This window comes from Acinetobacter sp. YWS30-1 (assembly GCF_033558715.1).
Classification (GTDB): Bacteria; Pseudomonadota; Gammaproteobacteria; order Pseudomonadales; family Moraxellaceae; genus Acinetobacter.
On record NZ_CP114606.1, the window covers coordinates 188,366 to 211,228 of the forward strand.

26 protein-coding genes and 2 tRNA genes are annotated in these 22,863 nt (G+C 43.7%); 16 read left to right on the plus strand and 12 right to left on the minus strand.

Annotated elements, in window-relative coordinates; all coding sequences use genetic code 11:
- Positions 1-50 precede the first annotated feature (50 nt).
- A complete protein-coding gene (locus O4M77_RS00865) occupies positions 51-608 on the minus strand; it encodes a hypothetical protein (protein WP_180052761.1) in 558 nt (185 codons plus the stop codon).
- A 266-nt stretch (positions 609-874) separates the two neighbouring features.
- Between O4M77_RS00865 and O4M77_RS00870 the strand changes: the two genes are divergently transcribed.
- Positions 875-1,972 (plus strand): DNA/RNA non-specific endonuclease, encoded by a 1,098-nt coding sequence (locus O4M77_RS00870; protein WP_323713678.1) that lies wholly within the window; start codon positions 875-877, stop codon positions 1,970-1,972.
- 85 nt (positions 1,973-2,057) lie between these two features.
- Positions 2,058-2,303: a hypothetical protein gene (locus O4M77_RS00875; RefSeq protein WP_180002502.1), complete on the plus strand. Its 246-nt coding sequence runs from the start codon at positions 2,058-2,060 to the stop codon at positions 2,301-2,303.
- A 72-nt stretch (positions 2,304-2,375) separates the two neighbouring features.
- Here the strand turns inward: O4M77_RS00875 and O4M77_RS00880 are convergent, their stop codons facing one another.
- Positions 2,376-3,446 carry an AraC family transcriptional regulator gene (locus O4M77_RS00880; protein WP_180017522.1) on the minus strand — a complete coding sequence of 357 codons (1,071 nt, stop codon included), beginning with the start codon at positions 3,444-3,446 and terminating at the stop codon, positions 2,376-2,378.
- 108 nt (positions 3,447-3,554) lie between these two features.
- Between O4M77_RS00880 and O4M77_RS00885 the strand changes: the two genes are divergently transcribed.
- Positions 3,555-4,148, plus strand: a complete 594-nt coding sequence (locus tag O4M77_RS00885) for a hypothetical protein (protein ID WP_179991945.1) — start codon at positions 3,555-3,557, stop codon at positions 4,146-4,148.
- Positions 4,149-4,486: 338 nt separating this feature from the next.
- On the opposite strand, the gene hisF is transcribed toward O4M77_RS00885, so the two are convergent.
- Positions 4,487-5,245, minus strand: coding sequence for an imidazole glycerol phosphate synthase subunit HisF (gene hisF / locus O4M77_RS00890; protein WP_004781588.1), 759 nt, complete (start codon positions 5,243-5,245; stop codon positions 4,487-4,489).
- 113 nt (positions 5,246-5,358) lie between these two features.
- Between hisF and O4M77_RS00895 the strand changes: the two genes are divergently transcribed.
- From O4M77_RS00895 to O4M77_RS00905, 3 genes are read left to right on the plus strand one after another with little or no spacing between them, the layout of a single operon-like run.
- A complete protein-coding gene (locus O4M77_RS00895; protein ID WP_180002505.1) occupies positions 5,359-6,306 on the plus strand; it encodes a homoserine kinase in 948 nt (315 codons plus the stop codon).
- Positions 6,307-6,332: 26 nt separating this feature from the next.
- On the plus strand, positions 6,333-6,959 hold the full coding sequence (locus tag O4M77_RS00900) for a DUF1294 domain-containing protein (protein ID WP_180087121.1): 627 nt from the start codon (positions 6,333-6,335) through the stop codon (positions 6,957-6,959).
- A gap of 20 nt (positions 6,960-6,979) precedes the next feature.
- Positions 6,980-7,375, plus strand: a complete 396-nt coding sequence (locus O4M77_RS00905) for a DUF4870 family protein (protein ID WP_004781593.1) — start codon at positions 6,980-6,982, stop codon at positions 7,373-7,375.
- Between the two features lie 62 nt (positions 7,376-7,437).
- On the opposite strand, the gene O4M77_RS00910 is transcribed toward O4M77_RS00905, so the two are convergent.
- The 5 genes from O4M77_RS00910 to hisB form a co-directional block, all read right to left on the minus strand.
- On the minus strand, positions 7,438-8,367 hold the full coding sequence (locus tag O4M77_RS00910; protein WP_323713679.1) for a DMT family transporter: 930 nt from the start codon (positions 8,365-8,367) through the stop codon (positions 7,438-7,440).
- A 68-nt stretch (positions 8,368-8,435) separates the two neighbouring features.
- Positions 8,436-9,170 (minus strand): 1-(5-phosphoribosyl)-5-[(5-phosphoribosylamino)methylideneamino]imidazole-4-carboxamide isomerase, encoded by a 735-nt coding sequence (hisA, locus tag O4M77_RS00915; RefSeq protein ID WP_323713680.1) that lies wholly within the window; start codon positions 9,168-9,170, stop codon positions 8,436-8,438.
- Between the two features lie 222 nt (positions 9,171-9,392).
- A complete protein-coding gene (locus tag O4M77_RS00920; RefSeq protein WP_373687750.1) occupies positions 9,393-10,073 on the minus strand; it encodes a 3'-5' exonuclease in 681 nt (226 codons plus the stop codon).
- A 133-nt stretch (positions 10,074-10,206) separates the two neighbouring features.
- Positions 10,207-10,824 (minus strand): imidazole glycerol phosphate synthase subunit HisH, encoded by a 618-nt coding sequence (gene hisH, locus O4M77_RS00925; RefSeq protein ID WP_004781601.1) that lies wholly within the window; start codon positions 10,822-10,824, stop codon positions 10,207-10,209.
- Positions 10,824-11,417, minus strand: a complete 594-nt coding sequence (hisB, locus tag O4M77_RS00930) for an imidazoleglycerol-phosphate dehydratase HisB (protein ID WP_005232589.1) — start codon at positions 11,415-11,417, stop codon at positions 10,824-10,826. The genes hisH and hisB overlap by 1 nt, the downstream gene beginning before the upstream one ends.
- Before the next feature lie 96 nt (positions 11,418-11,513).
- On the opposite strand from hisB, the gene O4M77_RS00935 reads away from it, so the two are divergent.
- The 7 genes from O4M77_RS00935 (at position 11,514) to tehB (ending at position 15,885) form a co-directional block, all read left to right on the plus strand.
- Positions 11,514-11,891, plus strand: a complete 378-nt coding sequence (locus O4M77_RS00935; protein WP_004781604.1) for a GNAT family N-acetyltransferase — start codon at positions 11,514-11,516, stop codon at positions 11,889-11,891.
- A gap of 201 nt (positions 11,892-12,092) precedes the next feature.
- Positions 12,093-12,168 (plus strand) — tRNA-Phe (locus tag O4M77_RS00940).
- A 137-nt stretch (positions 12,169-12,305) separates the two neighbouring features.
- Positions 12,306-12,381 (plus strand) — tRNA-Phe (locus tag O4M77_RS00945).
- 204 nt (positions 12,382-12,585) lie between these two features.
- Positions 12,586-13,107: a hypothetical protein gene (locus O4M77_RS00950; RefSeq protein ID WP_323713681.1), complete on the plus strand. Its 522-nt coding sequence runs from the start codon at positions 12,586-12,588 to the stop codon at positions 13,105-13,107.
- A 228-nt stretch (positions 13,108-13,335) separates the two neighbouring features.
- A complete protein-coding gene (locus tag O4M77_RS00955; RefSeq protein ID WP_166136836.1) occupies positions 13,336-13,836 on the plus strand; it encodes a hypothetical protein in 501 nt (166 codons plus the stop codon).
- Positions 13,837-14,077: 241 nt separating this feature from the next.
- Complete coding sequence (locus tag O4M77_RS00960) at positions 14,078-14,827, plus strand: hypothetical protein (protein WP_323713682.1); 750 nt, start codon at positions 14,078-14,080, stop codon at positions 14,825-14,827.
- 194 nt (positions 14,828-15,021) lie between these two features.
- Complete coding sequence (tehB, locus tag O4M77_RS00965) at positions 15,022-15,885, plus strand: SAM-dependent methyltransferase TehB (RefSeq protein ID WP_323713683.1); 864 nt, start codon at positions 15,022-15,024, stop codon at positions 15,883-15,885.
- 92 nt (positions 15,886-15,977) lie between these two features.
- On the opposite strand, the gene O4M77_RS00970 is transcribed toward tehB, so the two are convergent.
- Positions 15,978-16,475, minus strand: coding sequence for a hypothetical protein (locus O4M77_RS00970; protein WP_323713684.1), 498 nt, complete (start codon positions 16,473-16,475; stop codon positions 15,978-15,980).
- Between the two features lie 174 nt (positions 16,476-16,649).
- On the opposite strand from O4M77_RS00970, the gene O4M77_RS00975 reads away from it, so the two are divergent.
- A complete protein-coding gene (locus O4M77_RS00975; RefSeq protein ID WP_323713685.1) occupies positions 16,650-17,114 on the plus strand; it encodes a hypothetical protein in 465 nt (154 codons plus the stop codon).
- Entirely contained in the window at positions 17,105-17,440 is a 336-nt protein-coding gene (locus tag O4M77_RS00980; RefSeq protein ID WP_284879778.1) for a hypothetical protein, read from the plus strand. The genes O4M77_RS00975 and O4M77_RS00980 overlap by 10 nt, the downstream gene beginning before the upstream one ends.
- A gap of 19 nt (positions 17,441-17,459) precedes the next feature.
- On the opposite strand, the gene O4M77_RS00985 is transcribed toward O4M77_RS00980, so the two are convergent.
- From O4M77_RS00985 to fadB, 3 genes are all read right to left on the minus strand, one after another.
- Positions 17,460-17,963 carry a glycine-rich domain-containing protein gene (locus O4M77_RS00985; protein ID WP_180013864.1) on the minus strand — a complete coding sequence of 168 codons (504 nt, stop codon included), beginning with the start codon at positions 17,961-17,963 and terminating at the stop codon, positions 17,460-17,462.
- A gap of 137 nt (positions 17,964-18,100) precedes the next feature.
- A complete protein-coding gene (gene fadA, locus O4M77_RS00990; protein WP_323713686.1) occupies positions 18,101-19,273 on the minus strand; it encodes an acetyl-CoA C-acyltransferase FadA in 1,173 nt (390 codons plus the stop codon).
- Between the two features lie 12 nt (positions 19,274-19,285).
- Positions 19,286-21,436, minus strand: a complete 2,151-nt coding sequence (fadB, locus tag O4M77_RS00995; RefSeq protein WP_323713687.1) for a fatty acid oxidation complex subunit alpha FadB — start codon at positions 21,434-21,436, stop codon at positions 19,286-19,288.
- Between the two features lie 489 nt (positions 21,437-21,925).
- Here fadB and lpxO point away from each other — a divergent pair, with 489 nt between their 5' ends.
- Complete coding sequence (lpxO, locus tag O4M77_RS01000) at positions 21,926-22,843, plus strand: lipid A hydroxylase LpxO (RefSeq protein WP_323713688.1); 918 nt, start codon at positions 21,926-21,928, stop codon at positions 22,841-22,843.
- Positions 22,844-22,863 lie beyond the last annotated feature (20 nt).

Sequence of the window (22,863 nt, forward strand, 5' to 3'; positions counted from 1 at the left end):
TAGGCTCTGGTTTTTTTAGGGGAGAGAAATTTAGAAAGCTTTATAACAAATTATTGTTCTGTTGCTTCTGTCTCAACCGGCATTTCAGGGGCGGCGTTTAAAGGTGCATCTACCGCAGGATCAGCTTCAGCTTCTACTGCAATTTCAGTTTGCTCAGTCATCGCAGCCGCTTCAGGTGCAGCAGCTTGCTGTTCTTCAAGAGCTGGTTGCTCTACAGCTTCACCCATAGTCATTTCCTGTTCTGTAGCAGGGGCTGCTGGTTCAGACTCAAGATTGGCTGGAGCTGGATTGGTATCCGGCATTTCTGGTTGTGCAACAGGTGCATCAGGCATGCCTGGTGTTGGCATTGGCTGATTTGGCATTGATTGTTGTGGCTGCTGGCCTGGCTGAGCAGGTGCAGACATTGGCTGGTTTACCAGACGGATCTGTCCAGAGTTCACCAGGCTTTCCAGTGAGGCTTGCTGACCATTTACAGTGGTACTAATTTTAGCTTTAGATAAGCTTTCAAGTGTTTCACCCGCTTGTACAGGAGGCTCAGCGAATGCGCCGGCACTGATCACACTTGTAAATATTCCGAGACCTAATAACTTAGATAGTTTGGAATTCATAAATTAACTCCATTGCTAATAATTGTACGTAATTTGAGTAGTCAAATAGCTTTGCACACTCAAGACGAGGTCACAATCAAAGCTACTTAAAGGTTAAAAAACCGCGCTGAAAGCTCACTAAAAAAACGACACTTTGTTACAAGATTTAAGAATATAGGGGTAGATTGTGTAATTATTAGGCAAATAAAGAGGGTAAGATATACTTCATATACATGGCTTGTTAAGCTCGCAAAACCCCCGATTTTGATCTTAAAAGCACGTGTAGCATGGCAAAGAAGCAGCGTAAGTCGAAGAATTCAGTTTTTCAGTTTTTTAATGAAAATAGCGTGAAAGTGATCCTGGCAATGGTCGCTTCCGGGAGTTTTGCGATTGCGTTTGGCCAGGAAAAAATCAGTCAGTGGATTTCTCTGCCTTCTACATCGAATTCGAGCTGTCTGGAACAGTTTTACCGGGACATCCCGCCTTCCTTAATGAAAGACAGCCTGAAAAAAGACAGTTATTCACTGTGTTTTAATGGCTTTAATGTGGGTTATTCTGGGGTATCCAAAACGCCACTATGGGTGGCGGAGGCCTTAACACCGAAGCGTCTGAGCCAGAAAATTCCACGTGAAGACAATTTCCATGAAGAAACACGACTGAGTGCTGCTCATCGCGCGACTTTGGCTGACTATCGTGGTTCAGGCTATGACCGTGGCCATATGGCACCAAATGCAGATATGCCAAATAAAGCTTCACAGTCTGACAGTTTCTCGCTGGCCAATATGGTCCCGCAGGCACCAAAGAACAATCAGCAGGTTTGGCGTGAGCTGGAAGAAGCAACCCGTGCCATTGTGACCAAGCAGAAGCAGGACGTATATGTAGTGACCGGGCCGGTCTTTGCTGCCAAAAAGCTGAAAACTATTGGCAAGGGTGTAATTGTACCAACTGCCGTGTATAAAGCGATCTACATGCCGAAAACTGGTGCCATTGGTGCCTACTATGCACCTAATGATAATTCGCTCAAGGTTCGCATTGTCAGTGTCTGCTATCTGGAAGAGCAGCTTGGCATTAACCTGTTTCCTCAGTTAACTGAAGAACAGAAACGCAATACCTATCATCTGCCACTGACTGCAAATGCTGTGAAGGCCAACCAGAAAATTGCCTATTCGAATTGGGATGCAGAAAGCCAGTGTGCTGAAGATGTGCCGAAAGAAGATCTGGAAAAACTGCAGCGTGAGTTCAAACCGTCGGCTTCAAGTTCGGCCAGTACAAGCAATACCAGCTCATCAGTTAATAAGAACGGGATCGATCATGATACCCAGGACACGATTGTTAAACAGCTGATTGAGGCCTTACTGCAATACATCCTGCAGCTGCTGAAATAGTGAAAAGGAGCTTGCTGTAAAAAGCAGGCTTCAGGTAGCATGCTGAAGACAGGTGAGTAAAAATAATAAAACAGAGTAGAAATTAATGTTTAAAGCATTTGAAAATGGAACCGAATCGCATGCGATTCATGATCTGACAGTTGAGAATGATCTGGACCGTGTCAGTCTGTATGGCAATCTGCAAATTACTAAAGACCAGGCTGGTCTCAAGGCAGCCAAAGTCTTGCAGGCACTGTTAAATGATATTGTGCAGCAACTCGAAGAAACACCGGATCTGCCAGAAAAAATTGAACGCAATGATGCAGATGAAATTGAAAATCCATTTTTATAGAAATTTCTTAATCACTATTCTGGCTAGAAAAAAGCTCCTTTGATGAGGAGCTTTTTTATTTTATTCAAACTTTTAAATCTGATATGGGACATTAATCTCTGCGGTAGCAGGATAGTCCAGAAATTTTTCCTGCACCTGGGTTTTTAGATATTCTGAGCGCCATTGTTGTGGTGTTTGAGCCGTCCACTGCTTGAAGGCACGCTGAAATGCGCTCTGCTCAGAATAGCCAAGCAGCATGCTGATTTCCTGCAGACTCAGATGAGGGTCTTTCAGATATTGCATGGCCATCATGCAGCGGATTTCCTGCATACGCTGCTGATAGGTCTGACCCTGTTTTTGCAGGTAACGTTGTAGCTGACGTACAGAAAAATTCATCTGTTTGGCGATATGTTCAATCTGGAACATATTTTTCTGCAGACCCACCAGAATCGCCTGTTGCAAGCGCTGATCAATCTGGGTGGAGTTCGGAAGTTTTTCCAGCACCGCTTCTGCCTGTTGCATCAGTAATTTCTGTAAGGTCTGATCACCTTTCTTTAAAGGCGTAGACATTTCACTCACAGGAATCAGTACCTGATTTTTGGCCTGTCCAAAACGGACCTTGCAGCGGAAATACTGTTCATAGACCGCAATATTTTTATTGACCGGATGCTGAAAATGGACTTCATGCAGATGCAGTTGATGCTGGTCAAGAATGCTTGAGCGAATAAATTCAGTCATGAGCGCGATAGCAATCTCATCTGTGAGTTGCGTACTCACTTTAAACGGAATCTCGCTCCAGGAAATGGACAGGTAATCTCGATCCAGACTGACCTGTAAAGGACTGCCATCATAGATCAGGCGATGATAGTCATGATAACGCATAAAGGCTTCGCCCAGCGTTTCACTGGATAATGCCAGATAGCCAATAATACCCAGATGCTTGGCTTGCACCAGTTGCGCGATTTCCAGGCCGAGTGCTGGCCGCTGCAACTCCTGGTCCAGCTGGCTGAGCAGATCACGCCAGAGAATATAATCAAAACGCTCCAGGTTCTGGATCGCAAACAATTTCTTGGGAATGTCCAGTTGTTTGAGCTGGTAATAGTCCAAAAGCAAATGTCCTAAACCACCATATACCGAACCGACATAATCTTGGGGAACGTGCATTTTTTAATTCTTTTGTTCTGTCGTTTTTTGTCAATGATATTGAAATTATCGGTCAATATCTAGCCCTTTGTTTGACCTATAGTGTAAACAAACAGGGAGGAAAAGATCATGTGGAAAGGCTTTCTAGCAGGACTGGTCGTAGCCAATGGCTTTGAATGGTTTGCGCATAAATATGTGCTGCATGGTACGCATCGAGCAGGGCAGACGCGTTATAGCCCAGTGCCGGACAGCATGCGTTCACATTGGGAACATCATCGTGAAGTTCGCAAGACCAGATTTTCTGATTATGCCTATGTGGAAGGTTTGAAAAACTGGCGAATCCGCAATGAAATCGGTTCACTGGCCGTCGCAGCAAGCGTATTCGGGCTGGCTTTTTATCCCTTGTCCAAAGGTATGTTTTTGGCCACGCTGTATAGTGCAGGCAATTATTTCTATATGCATCGGCGAGCACATCTGGAGCCAGAATGGGCCAGAAAAAAAATTCCCTGGCATTATGATCACCATATGAATAGTAACCAAGACGCCAACTGGTGTGTAACCAAGCCCTGGTTTGATTATTTGATGGGAACCCGGGTGATTTCCTCAGCAGATTTACAGGAAAAAAATCCCCTTGGTATTGTCTTGCCGGAACAGATCTCTATGCGCTTAACCCACTTAACCCAGCGTTATTTCCCGGCTAAATGGGCTAAAGATCGTGATTAAATAACTTAAATTTCGAGTAATCTGCCACATAAAATGTTAACCATTTCTCACTTTGGTTAACCCTGTCGTGATTTGTCAATAAATTCTGCATATATTGTCAATATTGTGCTCAGGATTTCACCTATATTTGCGTCGGTTGATGATTGAAAGTCTTATCAACCTGCATACAGATTGAGTTATATTGTAAATGTCAAAGATACCAAGTGCTGTAGTTCTTCTTGGTTTTTATAGGGAGTCGCAAGACTCCTTTTTTTTGTCCAGAATTTAAATGATTTCTAAGAATAATGCATAAAAAAAGAGCGTGATATTCACGCTCTTTTTCATTTGAAGGCTGTCGTTTAAAGACGCATTTCAATACCTTGAGCAGCTAGATAAGCCTTGGCTTCAGGAATGGTATGTTGGCCAAAGTGGAAAATAGAGGCGGCAAGTACTGCATCGGCACCACCATGGATAATCCCGTCAGCCAGATGCTGCAAGTTGCCTACGCCACCAGAGGCAATCGTTGGTACAGTGACGCGGTCATTGATAGCACGCATGAGTGGAATGTCATAACCTGCTTTGGTGCCATCGGCATCCATAGAGGTAATTAACAGTTCGCCTGCGCCGTAGCTGGCCATTTTTTCTGCCCATTCCAGGGCATCAATGCCGGTCGGTTTGCGTCCGCCGTGGGTAAAGATTTCCCATTTATTCTCGCCAGTTTTTTTGGCATCAATCGCTACCACGATACATTGCGCGCCAAAACGCTGTGAGGCTTCCTGTACAAACTCAGGGTTGAAGACGGCTGCCGAGTTGATGCTGACTTTATCCGCACCTGCATTTAATAGTAGACGAATATCTTCGACTTTACGCACGCCACCGCCTACTGTAAGCGGTACGAATACAGATTCAGCCATACGCTCAACGGTACGGTAAGTGGTGTCGCGTCCATGATGTGTAGCGGTAATATCAAGGAAAGTAATTTCATCGGCACCTTGTTCATTATAACGGCGTGCCACTTCTACCGGGTCACCCGCATCACGAATATCAAGGAACTGAACACCCTTGACTACGCGACCGTTGTCGACGTCCAGACAAGGAATAATACGTTTAGCTAGCATAAATTTTTCCAATTATTACAGCCGATTATGAAACTCACCCACGCAAGCGCTACACCTTGGTAGATGGAAACGGTATTCTAGCAAAAATATGTAAGTTTTTTCGCAGGTTTTCTATGTCGGTTTATACCACTTTGACTTTAAAGGAAGTTCAGGATTTCGCAGCACCCTATGGACTTGAGGTGATTGATCTGATTCCCATTCAAGGAGGTATCCAGAATACAAACTATTTTCTGGTCTGCGAAAACCAGCAATATGTGCTGACCGTTTTTGAAGATATGGATGAACAGGCCGCCGGAGAACTGGTGCCGGTCTTGCAGCATCTGGGGCAGGCAGGTCTGGCCGTACCGGTGCCTTTATCCCATTCAGGCAAAGCCATTCATACGCTAAAAAATAAGCCGGCACAAATTGCACCACGCATGATGGGCGAGCATCCGATGCCATCTACCGTTGCGCAGGCGGAAGCGATTGCCATTGCTCAGGCCAAAATGCATGTCGCACTGAAAGATTTTAAACTTGAGCGCGCCTTTGTCCGTGACCATGCCTACTGGTATAACGTAGCACAGGAAATTAAACCGAGTCTGAACGCAGCAGATAAAGTCTTACTGGGTAAACTTCTGGGCCTGTATGAAGCTTTAACCGCAGTATATCCGGATCGTCCACGTGGCTTTATCCATTCGGATCTGTTCCGTGACAATACCCTGTTTGAGGGTGATCAGCTGAAAGGAATTCTGGACTTTTATGAGCTGAATAAAGATGAATTCCTGTTTGATATCGCGATTACTTTAAATGACTTCTGTACCAATTATCCAGAAGTTACTTTAAATGCAGAAAAGGCCAATGCCTTTTTAAAAGCTTATGAAACTGTTCGTCCTTTAACAGAAGATGAAAAATCATGTCTGGAGCTTTACCTGGCAATGGCTGCGGGCCGTTTCTGGATGATGCGTTTACAAGTGGCACAGAAAAATGCGGCTGAAGGCCGCACCGGTGAAGATATTCTGCAAAAAAATCCGGAAGAGATGCGTAACATGCTGATTGAACGTTTAAAATTTGTGACAGCTTAAATTAAAAATAAACAGGAACAGGCAAAATGCGCGATCAGGGACGTTTGGTAGAATGGTTTGATGACAAAGGCTATGGCTTTATTCAGCCCAATGATCCGGCCAAAGATCGCGTGTTTTTGCATATCAAAGATTTTGCCCGTCCCGGTCCACGGCCAATTGTTGGTTGTGCGCTAGATTATCTGGTGATTCTAGATGAGCAGGGACGTTATCGTGCCCAGCAGGTTATGTACCTGAAAGCATCACAAACCAAAACGGCAAAAACAAAAACTAAAACATCAGGCCGAAGCCAGCCAGAAAAACTACAGCCGATGCAGGTTGCTTCTGTGGCCTATATTTTGGTACTGGCGGGACTCAGTTTAGCTGGCTTGTTGAGTGGAATGGTCCTGTTACTGGTGAGCCTGATGAATGTTCTCAGTTACTGGCTATATGCCCAGGATAAGGAAGCGGCACAACTGGGCAATCGCCGTATTCCTGAAAACACCCTGCATTTGGTGGCTTTTTTGGGAGGGTGGCCGGCAGCCTGGCTGGCACAGCAAAAATTACGTCATAAAACACAAAAACAACCCTTCCGGCAAATTTATTTTTGTACTATAGCTTTTAACATCATTTTGATTATATGGCTGATTTCTCCCTTTAACAGCCTGAATATCTAGAAACAACCACAGGAGCGTAGATGAACTATTCAATTGATAAAGACTCAAATCGCACGCTAACCCTGATTCTTTATATCTTATATATTGTGGCCATTTTTAGTGGTGGCTTGCTGGCAGTGATTGCGCTGATTATTAACTATGTGAAGCGCTCGGATGTACGAGGTTCGATTTTTGAAAGCCATTTTACCTGGCAAATCCGCAGTTTCTGGTGGTATCTGTTCTGGAATATTGTAGCCTTTGTGCCGTTCCTATTCCTGTTCTTTACCCATGAAGATCCGGACCTGTTTGCAGGCGTCGCTTTTGGTGCATCCACTTTCTGTCTGGTTGTGGTCTTTGTTTCCTGGATCTGGATTGTCTATCGCGCGATTCGCGGCATTATGCGTCTGAATGACAATCGACCGATGTATACCAAATAAGATTAGCTATATTTCTCTAGATAAAAAACTCCCCCTTTTTTTAAGAGGGGGAGTTCATAAGCTTAGGAAAGATCTTCCTTCAACTCTTCTATTTTTTCTTTTCTGAAAAACTTGAGTTTCCACTCACTGGCAATCACCCCAAGTACCACCATCAATCCGCCTAGAAGTGCCAGCGCAGGCAAACGTTCTCCCGCCATACGTCCAAATAAACTTGCCCAGATCGGTTCACCGGCATAAATGATCGCAGCTTGAGAAGGATCTACCATTTCCTGCGCCCAGTTCATCACTAGCTGAATACAGGCACTGGCAATACCGAGACCGACCAAAATACCTGCCAGATGCCAATGGAAGTCAGGTAACTGTGATTCACCCAGCATCGGTGCAATCAGAAAACAAAATAACGAGGCAAAAATGAGTTGTAGCACGGTGACACGCCGAGTATTCACCTTCGGAGCAAAATGACTGATAAAAATAATCTCAAGCGCAATGGCAATCGAGCCGAGCAAAGTCAAAGTCTGACCAAAATTCAGCTGAATGGCACCAAAGCCATTACCGGTTAAAAAGACCAGACCAAGAAAGGCAAACAGGGCACCGACCCAGGTCATGAAGTGCGGTTTCTTACGAAATAGCAGCCATAGCAGTAGCGGCACTAAGGGAACATACAGCGCAGTCAAAAAGGCCGATTCACTGCTACTAATCGTTTGCAAGCCCACCGTTTGTGTTCCATAACCGATCGCAATCACAGCCCCAATGATGGCACCCGCTGCCACTTCTTTAAGCGTCATGCCTTTCAAGTGCTTCAGCGACAGCAGAGTTACGGCAATTGCCGCCGCTGCAAAGCGTAATCCGACAAAGATCACCGGACTACTGAAATTCAGGCCATATTGTACAGTGATAAAGCTGCCACCCCAGATGATGGTAATGAGGATCAGAGCAAGTTGAGGAACTTTCGTCCTCCAGGTAGAGGATGTTTGGGAAACAGATGTCGACATGGGAGAGAGGATCAAAAAATTGAACAATAAAAAAAGAGGTCCACAGACCTCTTTTTCAGCAGACGCTATTATAGCGCTTCTTGTTCATCCAGCAATAATTGTGCTTCACGTAGATTTAAAGTGCCTTCATAGATCGCACGACCGGTAATCGCACCTAAAATGCCAGGCTGATCTTTCAGGTTACGCACGTCATCCATATTGGTTACACCACCTGAAGCAATTACAGGCAGACCTGAATATTGTGCCAGATGTACAGTTTGCTCAATGTTGACACCCTGCATCATGCCATCACGGGCAATATCGGTATAAACAATACTAGACACGCCTGCATCCGCAAAACGTTTTGCCAGATCAGTCGCTTTTACATCAGTCACATTCGCCCAGCCATCCGTTGCCACCATGCCGTTCATGGCATCGACACCCACAATAATGTGGCCTGCAAATTTTTTGCATGCTTCTTCTACAAATTCAGGATTTTGTACTGCTTTTGTACCAATAATCACAAAAGATACGCCTGCTTCCAGATAATGCTCGATAGTTTCCAGTGAGCGGATCCCGCCACCAATCTGGATAGGCAATTCTGGCTGTGATTTGGCAATGGCTTCTACCACTGGCTTATGAATCGGTGTACCTGCGAAAGCACCATTTAAATCTACTAAATGCAAGCGGCGAGCGCCTTCATTTACCCAATGCTGTGCTGTTGCCACCGGATCGTCAGAAAATACGGTATCGTCTTCCATACGACCTTGTTTTAAACGGACACATTTGCCATCTTTCAGGTCAATTGCAGGGATGATCAGCATGCTTTCGCTCCTTGCTCAATCTTTAGAATGAATTTCAGTGAGTTCATCTTAGCAAATAAAGTCGAAATTTCTAACTCTTAAACGGTATGAAAAAAGAAAACCTGTCTGAAGATATGCTGGAGTGACAGGATTTTATTCTTCAATTTTTTTATTCTTTGCAATACTCCTGATGGAATCTGATATCAAAATGATATTTCGCTAGAAAACTGATCTTCTGTTTGTTCAAATTTTTGAATGCGGGCGAATTTTCAATTTTAGTGAAGTATTGGGAACTTCCTTAGGACCCAAGCCACGGTGCAGCAATTCTTCAAAGACCAGTAAAGGTGCATAGGCATCTGCAGCCGCATATTCAATTTGTGCCTGACTGAGATGTTTTTTCGCCCAGTTCGATGTCGTAACCCGTTTTGATTTAGGAAAATTCACCTGAAATAGCAAAGCCATCGCATTTTTTAATCCAAGAGGATTTTTAATGCCGAACGCACCAAAGCACTTTGACAGTTCAATCACACTGTTCAGCTCAATGCCTCTTTTACGGAAAAGATGCGCATCATTTTTCAGGCCAAAACCAACTTTAATCTGGTCTCGATTGGCAAAAATCGGTTTCAGAAAATCCCAAATGGCAGTATTCATCTGAAACAGGTAGGCCTTTTCCAGAGTGGCCAGCTGAATCAGATGCGGACCAGTGGACACTTCACCAACCTTGAAGGTCGGTTTAGACTCAGTGTCCAGACCAAAGACTGCGATCTGCCCAAGTTCTTCGCGTAGAGCTTCACATTGCTGAATGCTGTTAATCACCACAATATTTTCAGGCGCGATATTTTGAAAAGGTGGAAAATTTGCTATTGCCTCTTTACTCGGCAGAATATCGTTAAGCTGGGTATCCATGATTAAAGCATCTTCCATTGATGAATATTCAGGTTGAATAGAGCATACCTTAGAGAAGGAAGCTTGGATGTGAATTATTTTTCAAAAATAAAATTTTAAGCTGTAGCCCATAAAAAAGCCCGCATGATGCGAGCTTTTTGAATGTATTGGATTAGATATTCCAATCCACAAAGTTTTTTAGCAATTGAAGGCCTGCAGTATGGCTCTTTTCCGGATGGAACTGGGTCGCAAACAGGTTGTCTTTATGCAGGGCAGTACAGAAATCAATACCATAGTTACAGGTCGCTGCCACGATGCTTGGATCTTGTGGTTCCACATAGTAACTGTGCACGAAATAGAAACGTGCATCCTGAGCAATGTCTTTCCACATCGGATGGCTTGGATCGGCCTGATGTACCTGGTTCCAGCCCATATGCGGTACTTTTAAACCTGCCATTTCCGGGAAGTGTTTGACTTCACCGGCAAAAATGCCCAGTGCATCCGCACCGCCATTTTCTTCGGAACGTTGCATCAGGGCCTGCATACCGACACAGATGGCCAATACCGGTTTGTTGAACACGGCATTACGTACGACTTCATCAATTCCAGCTTCATGCATGCCTTGCATACAGTCACGCATTGCACCTACACCCGGAAAAACGATTTTGTCGGCTTGGGCAATCAGTTTTGGATCATTGGTCACATCTACCGTTGCACCGACGTGTTCAAGTGCTTTGGCTGCTGAGTGTAGGTTTCCCATGCCATAGTCAAGAAGGGCAATACGGGTCATTACAAGGTACCTTTGGTTGAAGCAACAGTATTCGCAGCACGTGGATCAACTTCACATGCCATACGCAGTGCACGGGCAAATGCCTTAAATACACTTTCGATCTGGTGGTGACTGTTTTTACCTTTCAGGTTGTCAATGTGTACAGTCATCAGCGAGTGGTTGACAAAGCCCTGGAAAAACTCAGAAAACAGGTCTACATCAAAACGGCCAATCATGGCACGGGTAAATGGAATGTCCATAAACAGACCCGGACGGCCAGACAGATCCACCACGACACGGCTTAAAGATTCATCAAGCGGCGCATAGAAGTGTCCATAACGGCGTAGGCCCTTTTTATCACCCAAAGCCTGAGCGAAGGCTTGACCTAAGGTAATACCACAGTCTTCTACGGTATGATGGTCATCAATTTCCAGATCTCCATCACAATGAATATCAATATCAAACAGACCATGTCGCTTGATTTGATCAATCATATGATCTAAAAATGGAATACCAGTGTTTAAAGTGCCTTGACCAGTACCATCGAGGTTCAAACGAACTCGAATTTTGGTTTCGTTGGTATTTCTTACCACTTCACTGATACGATCTGTCATAGACACGTTCCTCAAATACGTCAAAATGATTGATGTAGAAAATATTTTCGCCGTGACGACGTCACCGCATATTAGATTGCTCAGGAGGGTTTATCAATGCCTATTACCGTACATGCTTATACTTCTCTAGAAAACGACGAAGTGCGCAGCCAGCTTGAGCGACTGTATGACACTAGCCCTGAATTTAGTGATGGGGCAGATGCCATTGAACATCTAGAGCAAAACCTTGCACAGTATACCTTACTTTATACCGCAGAATTTAACACCAAAATCATCGGCGCCATCTGGTGCACGGGACAAGGCGAAAGCCGAACCCTGGAAAATATTGTGGTGCATCCGGCCAACCGTGGACGCGGGGTTGCAGAAAGGCTGGTGAGTGAGGCATGCCGCATGGAAGAGGAAAAAGGAGTAAAAGCATTCGTACCGGGATGCGGAGCCATTCACCGCTGTCTGGCAAATCTTGAAAAAATTTAGATACAGATAAATTTCAAGCAGCCTTCGGGCTGCTTTTTTTGTAAATACCGGATTCAATTTATTTTATTAGTCAGGTATTTGCTGAAAATATGAAAATATTGCTGTATAAACATGCAAATCGATGGAAAAGTAAACATTTGATGATTTTTATACGTTATGTACTTGACGATTAAGAGCTGAAACTGTTTAATACGCGACATCGGCGTGATAGCTCAGTTGGTAGAGCAACGGATTGAAAATCCGTGTGTCCCCAGTTCGATCCTGGGTCTCGCCACCATATTCAAAACGATTTTAAAGTTTTCAATCCCTGATCCCATCAGGGATTTTTTTTAGGCCAAAATTCAGACACTCAATCTTTTTTTTTCATAATTTCGATTGACTAATGTGTCCAGATACGGCTTAATACACCGCATCGGCGTGATAGCTCAGTTGGTAGAGCAACGGATTGAAAATCCGTGTGTCCCCAGTTCGATCCTGGGTCTCGCCACCATATTCGAAAAAACCTCAAACAATGTTTGAGGTTTTTTTTCGCCTGTGATTTTTGATTCAGCCTAAGAATTAACTTGTTTTGCCATTCATCTGAGCAGGAATGAGTTCTCAAAATAATCAAGGTAATCTAATAGATAATTAAATACAGACTTTAGCAACCGATAAAGGCACTCAGGTTGTGAAATTTGAAGTAGGGGGAAAGCCCATGAATAGTCTAAAAACATCTTTATTTGGGATTCTGTTAGGTACATTGAGCATAGCAGTACATGCAGAAGAACAGAAACCGGTACTTACCTTACCGACGATGACCATTATGGCTGAACCTGAAATGAGTAATGAGACTGGCTATGTCCCGTTTATTGAGAATGAAGCCAATCGTCTTGCCTTGCAGCATCAGGTAATCCGGGGAACTAAGGATGCAGAAAATTTTATGGTCAATCCAAATGTGCTGGCAAACCTCGATATTAAGCCGACCCAAGCTCCAGATTTGAGTTTACTGTCACCTGCACTGCAACAGTATGTGAGGACCATTGCCCAGGGCTTACAATCTGGTGATCCAACCCAAGGGCTGTATACACTGCTGGAGAATGTCGGGATCGATCGTAGCAGCAGCTTGCAACCAGGACGCGGTCTTCAACTACAGATTAATCTGGACAAGGTGAATCTGGGCTTATTAGAAAACTACAACAATCCATCTCCTGTAGCGCAATTTCCAAGATCTCCTTAAAGGATGAGCCAGTAATGCAAATCAATCCCCATATTGGGGATTTTTGCTTTTTTAAATCTAACTTCTGAATAATTCATATTTTTTAGGAGCTTTGCTCCTGATTTGCTGGTTGGCTTTATGAGGGTGTAATGGATTCGATTGACCGTTTATCAAACTTAACAATAAGAAGCTGTATTACTTGTAAGATTTAATCTGACGCTTTCCCTTTTCCAACCGAGGGGTAATAAGATGAATCTCCTAAAATCCATTCAAAGCTTGGGCCTGATGCTGACCTGTACTGCTTTTACTCTCCCTGTACTGAGTCATGCAGCTCCTGCTCATTCTGAAGCAACGGTACTTCCCACCTTAACTGTCATGGCAGAGCCTGAAATGCGTGCTGTGACGGAAATAACGCCTTATCAGGAAGGTGCCAGCCAGCGTAAGGCTTTGCAGATGCGCCTGATGAAAATTGAACGCGATATCCAGGCTTATAGTGTCGATGGTGATGTCGTTGCAAATATTGACATGGGGGCAGCAGCGCCTAATCCAGATCTGGACAGTCTGCCTACTGTGTTCCGGGAATATGTACTGGCAGTAGCGCAAGGCTTGCAGTCCTCAGATCCAAGAAATGGAATCTATGTGATTTTGCAACCTTTTGGCATTGACCGGAATGCCACCAATGTCCAGATCGTCAGGGAGCAGTTTGATCCGAATCGGCTTGAGCTCAGTCTGCCTTTTGGTTCGCGCTAGCACATAATCCGATGGGTCAGGCTGATCAGGTCAGTCAGTTTCGGTATAGCCAGATCACGTCATGAAGAAAGGAAGTCTGAAAACTTATTTCCTTTCTTCAGGCTTTTTACTGGATTCATTTTTTCAGTATTGAGGAAGCACGTTCACAAATGTGAAAAGCTCTATGTCTTGAATTATGCTGGAAAAATAAGCATAGTGTAAAAAATCAACAAGATCTGGATGACAGACTTGGAGCGTGTAGATGCCCCGTGTTTTTATGATTATCGCTGGAGTGGTACTGGCAATTTTGATCTGGTTATTTTATCAAAATTCTGTAGAGCAGAAACAGCAGGCCGATTTGCAAGAATATGAAACGGTACTGGAAGAAAAAACTGGATCTATTTTGCAGCAGGCACAGGATTGGTCTAAACCGATTCGGATTGATCTGGAAGATGATCGTTTGGATGGAGATTATGCCGTAATGGCCCAGTTTATTCTGGGTCAGATGCGTGATCGTGCCGAGGCTCGTAATCAGTACTTACGTGACCTCAAAGCAGCGAACTGGGATAGTTTTCTGGATATTGACCGCTTAGCCAAAGATCAGGCTCAAGACTATAAAGAAACCGAAGCCATGCTGAAGCGCGTGCATGAAATTGTCGAGGGTTATGAACAGACAATTCAACAGCGGGCAACCCAGCAGTTAGAGCAGGTGAAACAGCTGGATATTAAAAATCGCTATCGTCAGCAGCTGGCAGATAATCTGAAAGCCAATCAGCAGCAGGATAATGCCTATGCAATTTTTGAAATTGAGAAACAGAGTCTGGCCAAAGCAGACCAGTTATTTCTGGTGCTGAAAAACAATAAATGGGAAAAGAAAAACCAGACCTTTATGTTCTATGAAGATGCACCCTTAAAGCAATTCAATAAGCTCTATCAGGAAATAGTGCAGCTTAACCAGCAAATGACTCAAGTGGATCAGCAGGCTCTTAAAGAAGCAGAGAACAAACTCTAAATATAAGGGTCTTATGGATTTTTATGCGCTAAATTGTATTGAGGTTTTCTTGCTAGATCGATCAGTCTTGCTGCATTGCTTACATCAAAGATGTACCAGTTCTCATCTGTAATAGAACCAACTATGCTTGAGAAAAATGAATATCCAGAAGCATGCTTGCAGACGGAAAGAGAAGATAGGGAGCACAAGCTTTTATGCAACAACTGAGATGTTATAAAGAATTTCCGGTCTGGTCACAGCAAGCTATTCCACAAGGGTTCAAGCAGCCACATAATACCAAAGCGGGGACTTGGGCAAAGCTGACCGTTCTTAAAGGTGAGCTGCATTTTGCCATGCTGGATCAGTCAGGTCATATACAGTCTGAACATGTATTTACGCCAGAGCAGCAACCACCGTTTATTGAGCCACAGGTGTGGCATAAGATTATTTCTGCCAGTGAAGATGCAGAATGTCAGCTGCGTTTTTACTGCAAACCTGAGAATTACTTCAGCAAAAAATATCAGCTAAGCCCGACTCATTCGGAAATTCTGGCGGCTATGCCGTATTTAAAGGGTGGCCGTGCGCTGGATGTCGGTTGTGGTTCAGGCCGCAATTCGCTGTATTTGAGCCAGAACGGTTTTGAAGTCAACGCCTGGGATGTGAATGAAAATAGTCTGCAGACCTTAAGACAAATCATTCAGGCCGAAGAAATCGGGAATATTCAGGTTCAGCAACGGGATTTAAATTTTGACCCCAGTATTCAGGGCCAATATGACTTTATCTGCTGTACGGTAGTGATGATGTTCCTGCAGGCCGATACCATTCCACCTCTTATTGCACAGATGCAGCAGGCGACAGTGCCGGGCGGTTATAACCTGATTGTCTGTGCGATGGATACCGATGATATTTCGGCACAGCCAGACTTTCCGTTTAGTTTTAAGCCGGGACAGCTCAGTGCCTATTATGAAGGCTGGAATATTGTGAAATACAATGAAGATATCGGTGAGCTATACCGTGTCGATGAGCAGGGCCAGCGGATTAAGCAGCATTTTGCCACCATGTTGGCGCAGAAGGTTTAAATAAGATTAAGTCTTTTAATTCCTGAAAATAAATTAAATCATCCAAAATAAAAAAGATGTCAAGCTGACATCTTTTTTATGCTTAAAAAATCTTAAGCCGCTTTTTTAAACCAAGAGAACCAGCCTTTTTTCTCGGCTTTTACAGCTGCTTCAGCAGGTGCTGCTTCTACTGGTTGAGCTGCTGCAGCTTTTACTTCTTCAGCTTTGGCTACAGTTGCTTCTTTTACTTCAGCAGTTTTTACAGCTGCATCAGTTTTCACAGCTTCTACTTTAGTATCCGCTACAGTTTTTGCTGCTACCACTTTAGCGTTCGCTGCTTCTTTAGTTTGAGCAGCTTGTTGTTGAGCTGTTTCTACTTTAGCGACAACTGCTTGTTTTTCAGCAGTAGCTTTGACAGCAGTATCTTGTGCTTTAACGGTTGCAGTCGCTACTTTTGCTTGTGCAGGCGCGGTTGCTTGTTGAGTAGTTTGAGCTGCAACAGTTTTTGCTTGTTCTTTCATTGCAGCAACAGGAGAAACTGTTGTAGAAGCCATAGCAGAAGCTGAAGTTGCAACGATAGCAGTTGCTAGAAGTATTTTAAGCATTTTCATGCGTAACCCCATAAATAAAGGAGAGAAATGTGAGGCTATGATACGCTTGTCAAATATAAGTGGCTGATGAATAAGTTTTTATTGGTTGAATATTCAACTAAATTTACAAAGGGATAACACTTTGGTTGTTAAATAACTATAATCGTGAAAAATATATAATTAATAGAGGGTTAGGTGAGCGGGCTAGAAACAAATGGTTATATTACATGTGCTTCTTGTAATACAATAAATAAGCTTCATGAGATTGGTGAACAAGGTCTTTATCATTGTGGTACTTGCCAAAATCCATTAATTTTCATTAATAAAGAAAAACCTAAATCAGGTTTTATGAAAATTCTTGTTATTGCTGGATTGAGTGGGGTTGCTGGTGGTGTAGGCATAGATCAAATAAAAGACGCTCTCAAACCCACTGAAATTAATTATTCGAGAATACAAACTAATTGGACTGATAAGCAGGTTAGGCAGTTTGATCTTAATTGTAAGGCAAATTTGGCTATGCAAAAGAAAAGATGGGATGCTGAACGTATTGATAAGACATGCACATGTTTTACGACGTACATAGTTGAAAATACTAATTATCCACTCTGGGGTGAGTTAGATCCTAAAGTGGTTGATGCAGGTACAAATGAATGCATTTAGAAAATAATGAAAAAGATCAATTAAATTTAAACCCTAATTTGGAAAAGTTTTTAAACTTAATTGAAGAAGTTTATACAGGTAATTTAAAGGCTTTTAGCGATGCATTTTCCGATGAAGATGCTTCTTTTTATGAGCGCTTAAAAAAAGATATTCAGAGGGCAAAACAAGGGTCATTAACCATTAAGAAAGAAGATGCATTGAAGAAATATATATTTTTTCTTGAATATAAACAGTGGGAAAAGAATACAGGCAATAAATTTTCTAAGAAATTAGATTTACAAATAGATACAGCAATTGAAGCCTTATGTAAGGCAACTGGGCAGTGATACTGCCCAGTATAAAAAGCTATTTACATGCACCAGGTACACGACATGCACAGCTTGAAGGAGCGTGACAGGCGTGATCATCACCACAGCGTGCTTCAATTGTGAAATCAGGGTATGGGCCAAACCAAACTTCATAAAGTTCTTTAGTTCGCTGGAAAGTATTTTTCAAATTTTGTTGGTCGACTTCATCATGGATTCCAAAATATGGATAGTGGTGCAGATAAGCTCCAAAAATTTTCAAGCAATCCATGTGGTAATTTCGAGTATCTAAAATGTGAGCATGCCAAAACTCATCAACAAGTTTATTAGGTACTAGCGTTTCTTTTGGATAGAAATATTTTAACGCTAGAAAACGTTTATATTCTTGCTCTGCAAATTCGCAAACTTTTTTTGACATGGTTGCTTCTTTACCTGATGTTAATTTAAATTTTAATTTATTGAAATTTAAACTCTCAACCGAAGTCGGCATGTTTGAGCTTGCTAGAGTAGCTTTATGGTTAAAGTCTATTGCTAAATTTCCCATTTCTTTTTCCTTAGTAGGTTTATAGCGTTGTTGCTATGTAGGAAATATTGCCATGTAGCTTTATTTGGATTGGGGAATTTTAAGGGACAAAAAAAACCCGCAAAAGCGGGTTTTTTTTTGATCTTGGTATTTAAGAATTAAACACGTTCGATCACTGTTGCAATACCTTGACCTAAACCGATACACATCGTCGCAAGACCGATTTGTGTATCTTGCTGTTCCATCACGTTCAACAATGTTGTTGTGATACGCGCACCAGAACAACCCAATGGGTGACCCAATGCAATCGCGCCACCGTTATGGTTCACGATGTCTTGCTTGTCATAAATGCCTAAGCCTTTAAGAACAGACAGACCTTGTGCAGCAAAGGCTTCGTTCAATTCAAAAGTTTGAATATCAGCAATTGACAGGCCAGCACGTTTCAACGCTTTTTGTGTTGCCGGAACCGGACCATAACCCATGATCGCAGCATCACAGCCTGCAACCGCCATAGAGCGAATTACAGCACGTGGCTTAAGACCTAAGGCTTGAGCACGTTCAGCAGACATTAACAACATTGCAGATGCACCATCAGACAAGGCTGAAGAAGTCGCTGCAGTCACTGTACCGCCTTTCGGATCGAATACTGGACGCAAAGATTTGAACGATTCAAGGTTCGCATCTGGACGGATCACCTCATCGATATCGCACAGAACTTTATAACCGTCAGCATTATGACCTTCAATGCCAACGATCTCGTTCTGGAACAGACCATTTTCAGTTGCAGCCCAAGCACGACGGTGAGATTCAACACCAAACGCATCCTGTTCTTCACGAGTAATGCCGTTCATGCGACCCAGCATTTCAGCCGTCAGGCCCATCATATTTGATGCTTTTGCATAGTGCTTAGATGCAGCAGGGTTCAGGTCGATGCCATGCATCATGCCTACATGGCCCATATGCTCTACACCACCGATGATGAAGATATCACCCTGGTTAGTCGCGATCTGTGCAGCCGCAGTGTGGATTGCCTGCATAGAAGAACCACACAGACGGTTAACCGTTTGACCTGCAACAGTCTTAGGAAGATCAGCTAACAATGCGATGTTACGCGCAATGTTCATACCTTGTTCCAGAGTCTGGTTCACACAGCCCCAGATCACATCTTCGACTTCATTCGGGTCGAATTCGTTACGAATCATCAACGCACGGATAAGTTCAGCTGACATGCTGTCGGCACGTACATTGCGGAACATACCGTTTTTCGATTTGCCCATGGCAGTACGTACGCCATCAACAATCACAACGTCACGTGGATTTAAAGTAGCCATTCACGTCACTCCTTAACCGTAGAATTTTTTGTTGTTAGCAGCCATGTCGCGCAATGATTGCGGCGCTTCATAAGCCTTACCTAAGTGCGCGTATTTGTCGCAAAGTGCAACATACTCAGCTACACCAGTCTGGTCGATATAACGGCATGGACCACCACGGAATGGAGGGAAACCTACACCCATGATCATCGCCATATCTGCTTCAGCCGGAGTTGCAACAATGTTGTCTTCCAGGCAACGAACAGTTTCGTTACAGAAAGCCAGCATCATACGGTCAATGATCTCTTGAGGATCAAATTCACGTTTTTCAGCAGTTGCAACAGATGCCACAAGCTCGTATGCAGTTGGATCAACCACTTTGGCTTTTTTGCCTTTACGGTCAAGTTCGTATTTGTAGAAACCAACGTCATTCTTTTGACCCAGACGGTTGTTTTCGTACATCACTTGGATTGAACCTTTGAAATCAGGTTTCATACGATCCGGGAAGCCTTCAGCCATCACTTCTGCACCGTGAACGCCAGTATCGATACCAACCACGTCCATCAGGTAAGCAGGACCCATAGGCCAGCCGAATTTTTCCATCACTTTGTCGATTTGCTGGAAGTCAGCACCATCTTTCAGTAACAGGTCAAATGCACCGAAGTAAGGGAACAGTACGCGGTTTACCAGGAAGCCCGGGCAGTCATTCACTACGATTGGTGTTTTACCCATTTTCTGAGCAAGCACAACAGTCGTTGCAATCGCTTCAGCAGAAGTCCTCTCACCACGAATCACTTCTACCAATGGCATCATGTGTACCGGGTTAAAGAAGTGCATACCCACGAAGTTTTCAGGACGTTCCAGATTTTCAGCCAGACGCGTAATTGAAATCGTAGATGTGTTCGACGCAATAATCGTGTTTTCACGTACTTTAGATTCAGTTTCTTTCAGTACGATACCTTTCACTTTCGGGTTTTCAGTTACTGCTTCGATCACGATGTCGACTTCTTTAAACTCGTCATAGCTTAAAGTAGGACGGATGCGAGCAAGAGTTTCACCCATTTGCGCCGGTTTCATTTTCTTGCGTTCAACCTGCTTGGTCAGCAGTTTATTCGCTTCAGACATACCCAGTGCAAGTTGCTGGTTACCGATGTCTTTCATGATGATTGGAGTGCCTTTGCTTGCCGCCTGGTAAGCAATACCACCACCCATGATCCCTGCGCCTAGAACGGCAGCCTGGTTCACTGGATGTGCACCTTGTTCATATTTTTTAGAAGTTTTCTTCACCACCTGGTCGTTCATGAACAGACCGATTAACGCACCCGCTTGTGGAGTTACCGCAGCTTTCGCAAAGCCTTGAGCTTCAACTTTTAACGCTTCATCGCGGTGTAAGCTTGCACCTGCCTGAAGAGAATCAAGCAATAGTTTTGGCGCCGGGTATTGAGCAGGGTTTGCTTTTGCAAGAACCGCACCTTTCGCCGTATTGAATGCCATCATTTGCTCAAGCATGTTCAGCTTGATTGGATCCAGTTTTTCCTGGCGTTTTGCCTGCCAGTCTAAACGACCGTGAATTGCCTGTTTCACCAGGTCAATCGCAGCATCTTTCAGTTTGTCTGCAGCCACAACCGCATCAACAGCACCATCTTTCAGTGCAGCAGCCGGTTTTTTCGGAGTAGCCATGGCCATCCATTCAACTGCATTGTCGATACCGATCAGACGGCTTAAGCGAACCGTACCACCGAAACCAGGGAAGATACCAAGTTTGATTTCAGGCAGGCCGACTTGCGCCTGTTCTGACATCACACGGTAGTCACAGACTAAGCACATCTCGAAACCGCCACCTAGTGCCATACCGTTAATCGCGGCAACTTTAGGAATGTCCAGGTCTTCGAAGCTGTTAAAAATTTCATGAACTGGTAGTGCCCAGTCAACAATTGCCTGTTCGCCTTGAGCAAAGTTATCGCCGAATTCAGTAATGTCAGCACCTACAATAAATGTAGACTTACCTGAAGTCACGATTAAACCCTGAATGTCAGCAGCGGAAACTGCGTCAATCGCAGCCTTGAAATCTTCAATCGTTGCACGGTTGAATTTGTTAACCGACTCACCTTGTAAGTCAAAGCGGAATTCTGCAATTCCGTCCTCAAGCATTTGGACGGTAATGGCATTGCCAGCGTGGATCATGCCCTGATCTCCTTTATTTTGGAGGACTTCTAAGTTGATGTTGTGAAGCAAGCGCGCATTTCCCGCGCACTTTTTTACTTCGCTAATCTTACGATAACTATATCCAAAAAGAACAACACAAGTTGTATCAAGCCGTGACGCAAGGGTCATCAATTTTCATCGCTCAATCAAGGCGTTGTCATGTCCGGAATACAGTGAACCGTTATCGCAGTGTAATGAAGTTATTGTTTCAATTTCACTTTTTTATTGCTGTCGCGCTGTTTTTATAACGTAAATTGACCAGATAGGGAATGTTTGCTGTGTGGTGTTTTGGTCAAAATAGTCAATTGAGATTCAAATTATTCGATACGGATGTAAGAAAATGTATGCAACGCTGTGTTCTACAAGCGGGTAGGGAGAGCAAAAGCAGCTTTGTTATAATGCGGCCCAGATGTGACTTTTTTATTTTTCCCCGTTCTTTTTTAGGGCTAGGATTTTTTGGGTATTGATATGCTTAAGTGGATTATTTTGGCCATCTTTGTCATCTCAGCGTTATATATTCAGCGACGTGGCACAGTTCGGCATTCTTTTTATCGCCAGTTTTTTGACCATTCGACCCTGTTTGCACCGATCAATTTTCTGATGTACGCCTTTTCAAGCGTACCGAATCAGCCTTATATCGATACGCAGCATTTTAAAGACCTAAAAGTGCTGGATGAAAACTGGGAAATGATTCGTGACGAAGCACAGGCACTCTATCAAAAAGGCGGGATCAAGGCTTCGAGCAAATATGATGACCTGGGGTTTAACTCATTTTTTAAGACTGGCTGGAAACGCTTCTATTTAAAATGGTATGACTCGGCGCATCCCTCTGCAGCAGAACTCTGCCCAAAAACTACCGTCTTGCTCAAAACTTTGCCTACCATTAAAGCGGCCATGTTTACCGAGCTGGCACCCGATAGCCGTTTGGTCCGTCATCGTGACCCTTATGCCGGTTCATTGCGTTATCACTTGGGCTTAATGACCCCGAATGATGACCGCTGCTTTATCGATGTCGATGGTCAGCGTTATTCCTGGCGCGACGGCGAGAGCGTGGTATTTGATGAAACCTATATTCATTATGCCGAAAACAAGACTGACCAGAACCGGATCATTTTCTTTGCTGATGTCGAGCGACCTTTAAAAACCCGCTGGATGGAACGCTTCAATCACTGGTTTGGTAAAAAAGTGATGACAGCAGCCAGTTCACCGAATGAGGTTGGGGATCAGACTGGTGGCTTAAACAAAGTCTTTGGTTATGTCTATCAACTCCGGGTAAAAGCCAAAGCTTTAAAAGCACAGAACCGCCAGCTGTACTATTTCCTGAAATGGTTCCTGATGCTGGGTATTTTCTTCCTGATCTTTATTCGTCCTTATCTGTTTGCCTAAGCTGCAACATAAAAAATAAA

Coding starts and splice junctions, on each gene's coding strand:
- O4M77_RS00960 (WP_323713682.1), top strand. CDS start 14,078: ATGCCCCGTGTTTTTATGATTATCGCTGGAGTGGTACTGGCAATTTTG.
- hisH (WP_004781601.1), bottom strand. CDS start 10,824: ATGACCCGTATTGCCCTTCTTGACTATGGCATGGGAAACCTACACTCA.
- O4M77_RS00895 (WP_180002505.1), top strand. CDS start 5,359: ATGTCGGTTTATACCACTTTGACTTTAAAGGAAGTTCAGGATTTCGCA.
- O4M77_RS00870 (WP_323713678.1), top strand. CDS start 875: ATGGCAAAGAAGCAGCGTAAGTCGAAGAATTCAGTTTTTCAGTTTTTT.
- O4M77_RS00935 (WP_004781604.1), top strand. CDS start 11,514: ATGCCTATTACCGTACATGCTTATACTTCTCTAGAAAACGACGAAGTG.
- O4M77_RS00900 (WP_180087121.1), top strand. CDS start 6,333: ATGCGCGATCAGGGACGTTTGGTAGAATGGTTTGATGACAAAGGCTAT.
- O4M77_RS00910 (WP_323713679.1), bottom strand. CDS start 8,367: ATGTCGACATCTGTTTCCCAAACATCCTCTACCTGGAGGACGAAAGTT.
- hisA (WP_323713680.1), bottom strand. CDS start 9,170: ATGCTGATCATCCCTGCAATTGACCTGAAAGATGGCAAATGTGTCCGT.
- hisB (WP_005232589.1), bottom strand. CDS start 11,417: ATGACAGATCGTATCAGTGAAGTGGTAAGAAATACCAACGAAACCAAA.
- O4M77_RS00875 (WP_180002502.1), top strand. CDS start 2,058: ATGTTTAAAGCATTTGAAAATGGAACCGAATCGCATGCGATTCATGAT.
- O4M77_RS00980 (WP_284879778.1), top strand. CDS start 17,105: ATGCATTTAGAAAATAATGAAAAAGATCAATTAAATTTAAACCCTAAT.
- O4M77_RS00970 (WP_323713684.1), bottom strand. CDS start 16,475: ATGAAAATGCTTAAAATACTTCTAGCAACTGCTATCGTTGCAACTTCA.
- O4M77_RS00985 (WP_180013864.1), bottom strand. CDS start 17,963: ATGGGAAATTTAGCAATAGACTTTAACCATAAAGCTACTCTAGCAAGC.
- O4M77_RS00885 (WP_179991945.1), top strand. CDS start 3,555: ATGTGGAAAGGCTTTCTAGCAGGACTGGTCGTAGCCAATGGCTTTGAA.
- fadB (WP_323713687.1), bottom strand. CDS start 21,436: ATGATCCACGCTGGCAATGCCATTACCGTCCAAATGCTTGAGGACGGA.
- tehB (WP_323713683.1), top strand. CDS start 15,022: ATGCAACAACTGAGATGTTATAAAGAATTTCCGGTCTGGTCACAGCAA.
- O4M77_RS00880 (WP_180017522.1), bottom strand. CDS start 3,446: ATGCACGTTCCCCAAGATTATGTCGGTTCGGTATATGGTGGTTTAGGA.
- O4M77_RS00865 (WP_180052761.1), bottom strand. CDS start 608: ATGAATTCCAAACTATCTAAGTTATTAGGTCTCGGAATATTTACAAGT.
- O4M77_RS00920 (WP_373687750.1), bottom strand. CDS start 10,073: ATGGAAGATGCTTTAATCATGGATACCCAGCTTAACGATATTCTGCCG.
- fadA (WP_323713686.1), bottom strand. CDS start 19,273: ATGGCTACTTTAAATCCACGTGACGTTGTGATTGTTGATGGCGTACGT.
- lpxO (WP_323713688.1), top strand. CDS start 21,926: ATGCTTAAGTGGATTATTTTGGCCATCTTTGTCATCTCAGCGTTATAT.
- hisF (WP_004781588.1), bottom strand. CDS start 5,245: ATGCTAGCTAAACGTATTATTCCTTGTCTGGACGTCGACAACGGTCGC.
- O4M77_RS00950 (WP_323713681.1), top strand. CDS start 12,586: ATGAATAGTCTAAAAACATCTTTATTTGGGATTCTGTTAGGTACATTG.
- O4M77_RS00905 (WP_004781593.1), top strand. CDS start 6,980: ATGAACTATTCAATTGATAAAGACTCAAATCGCACGCTAACCCTGATT.
- O4M77_RS00955 (WP_166136836.1), top strand. CDS start 13,336: ATGAATCTCCTAAAATCCATTCAAAGCTTGGGCCTGATGCTGACCTGT.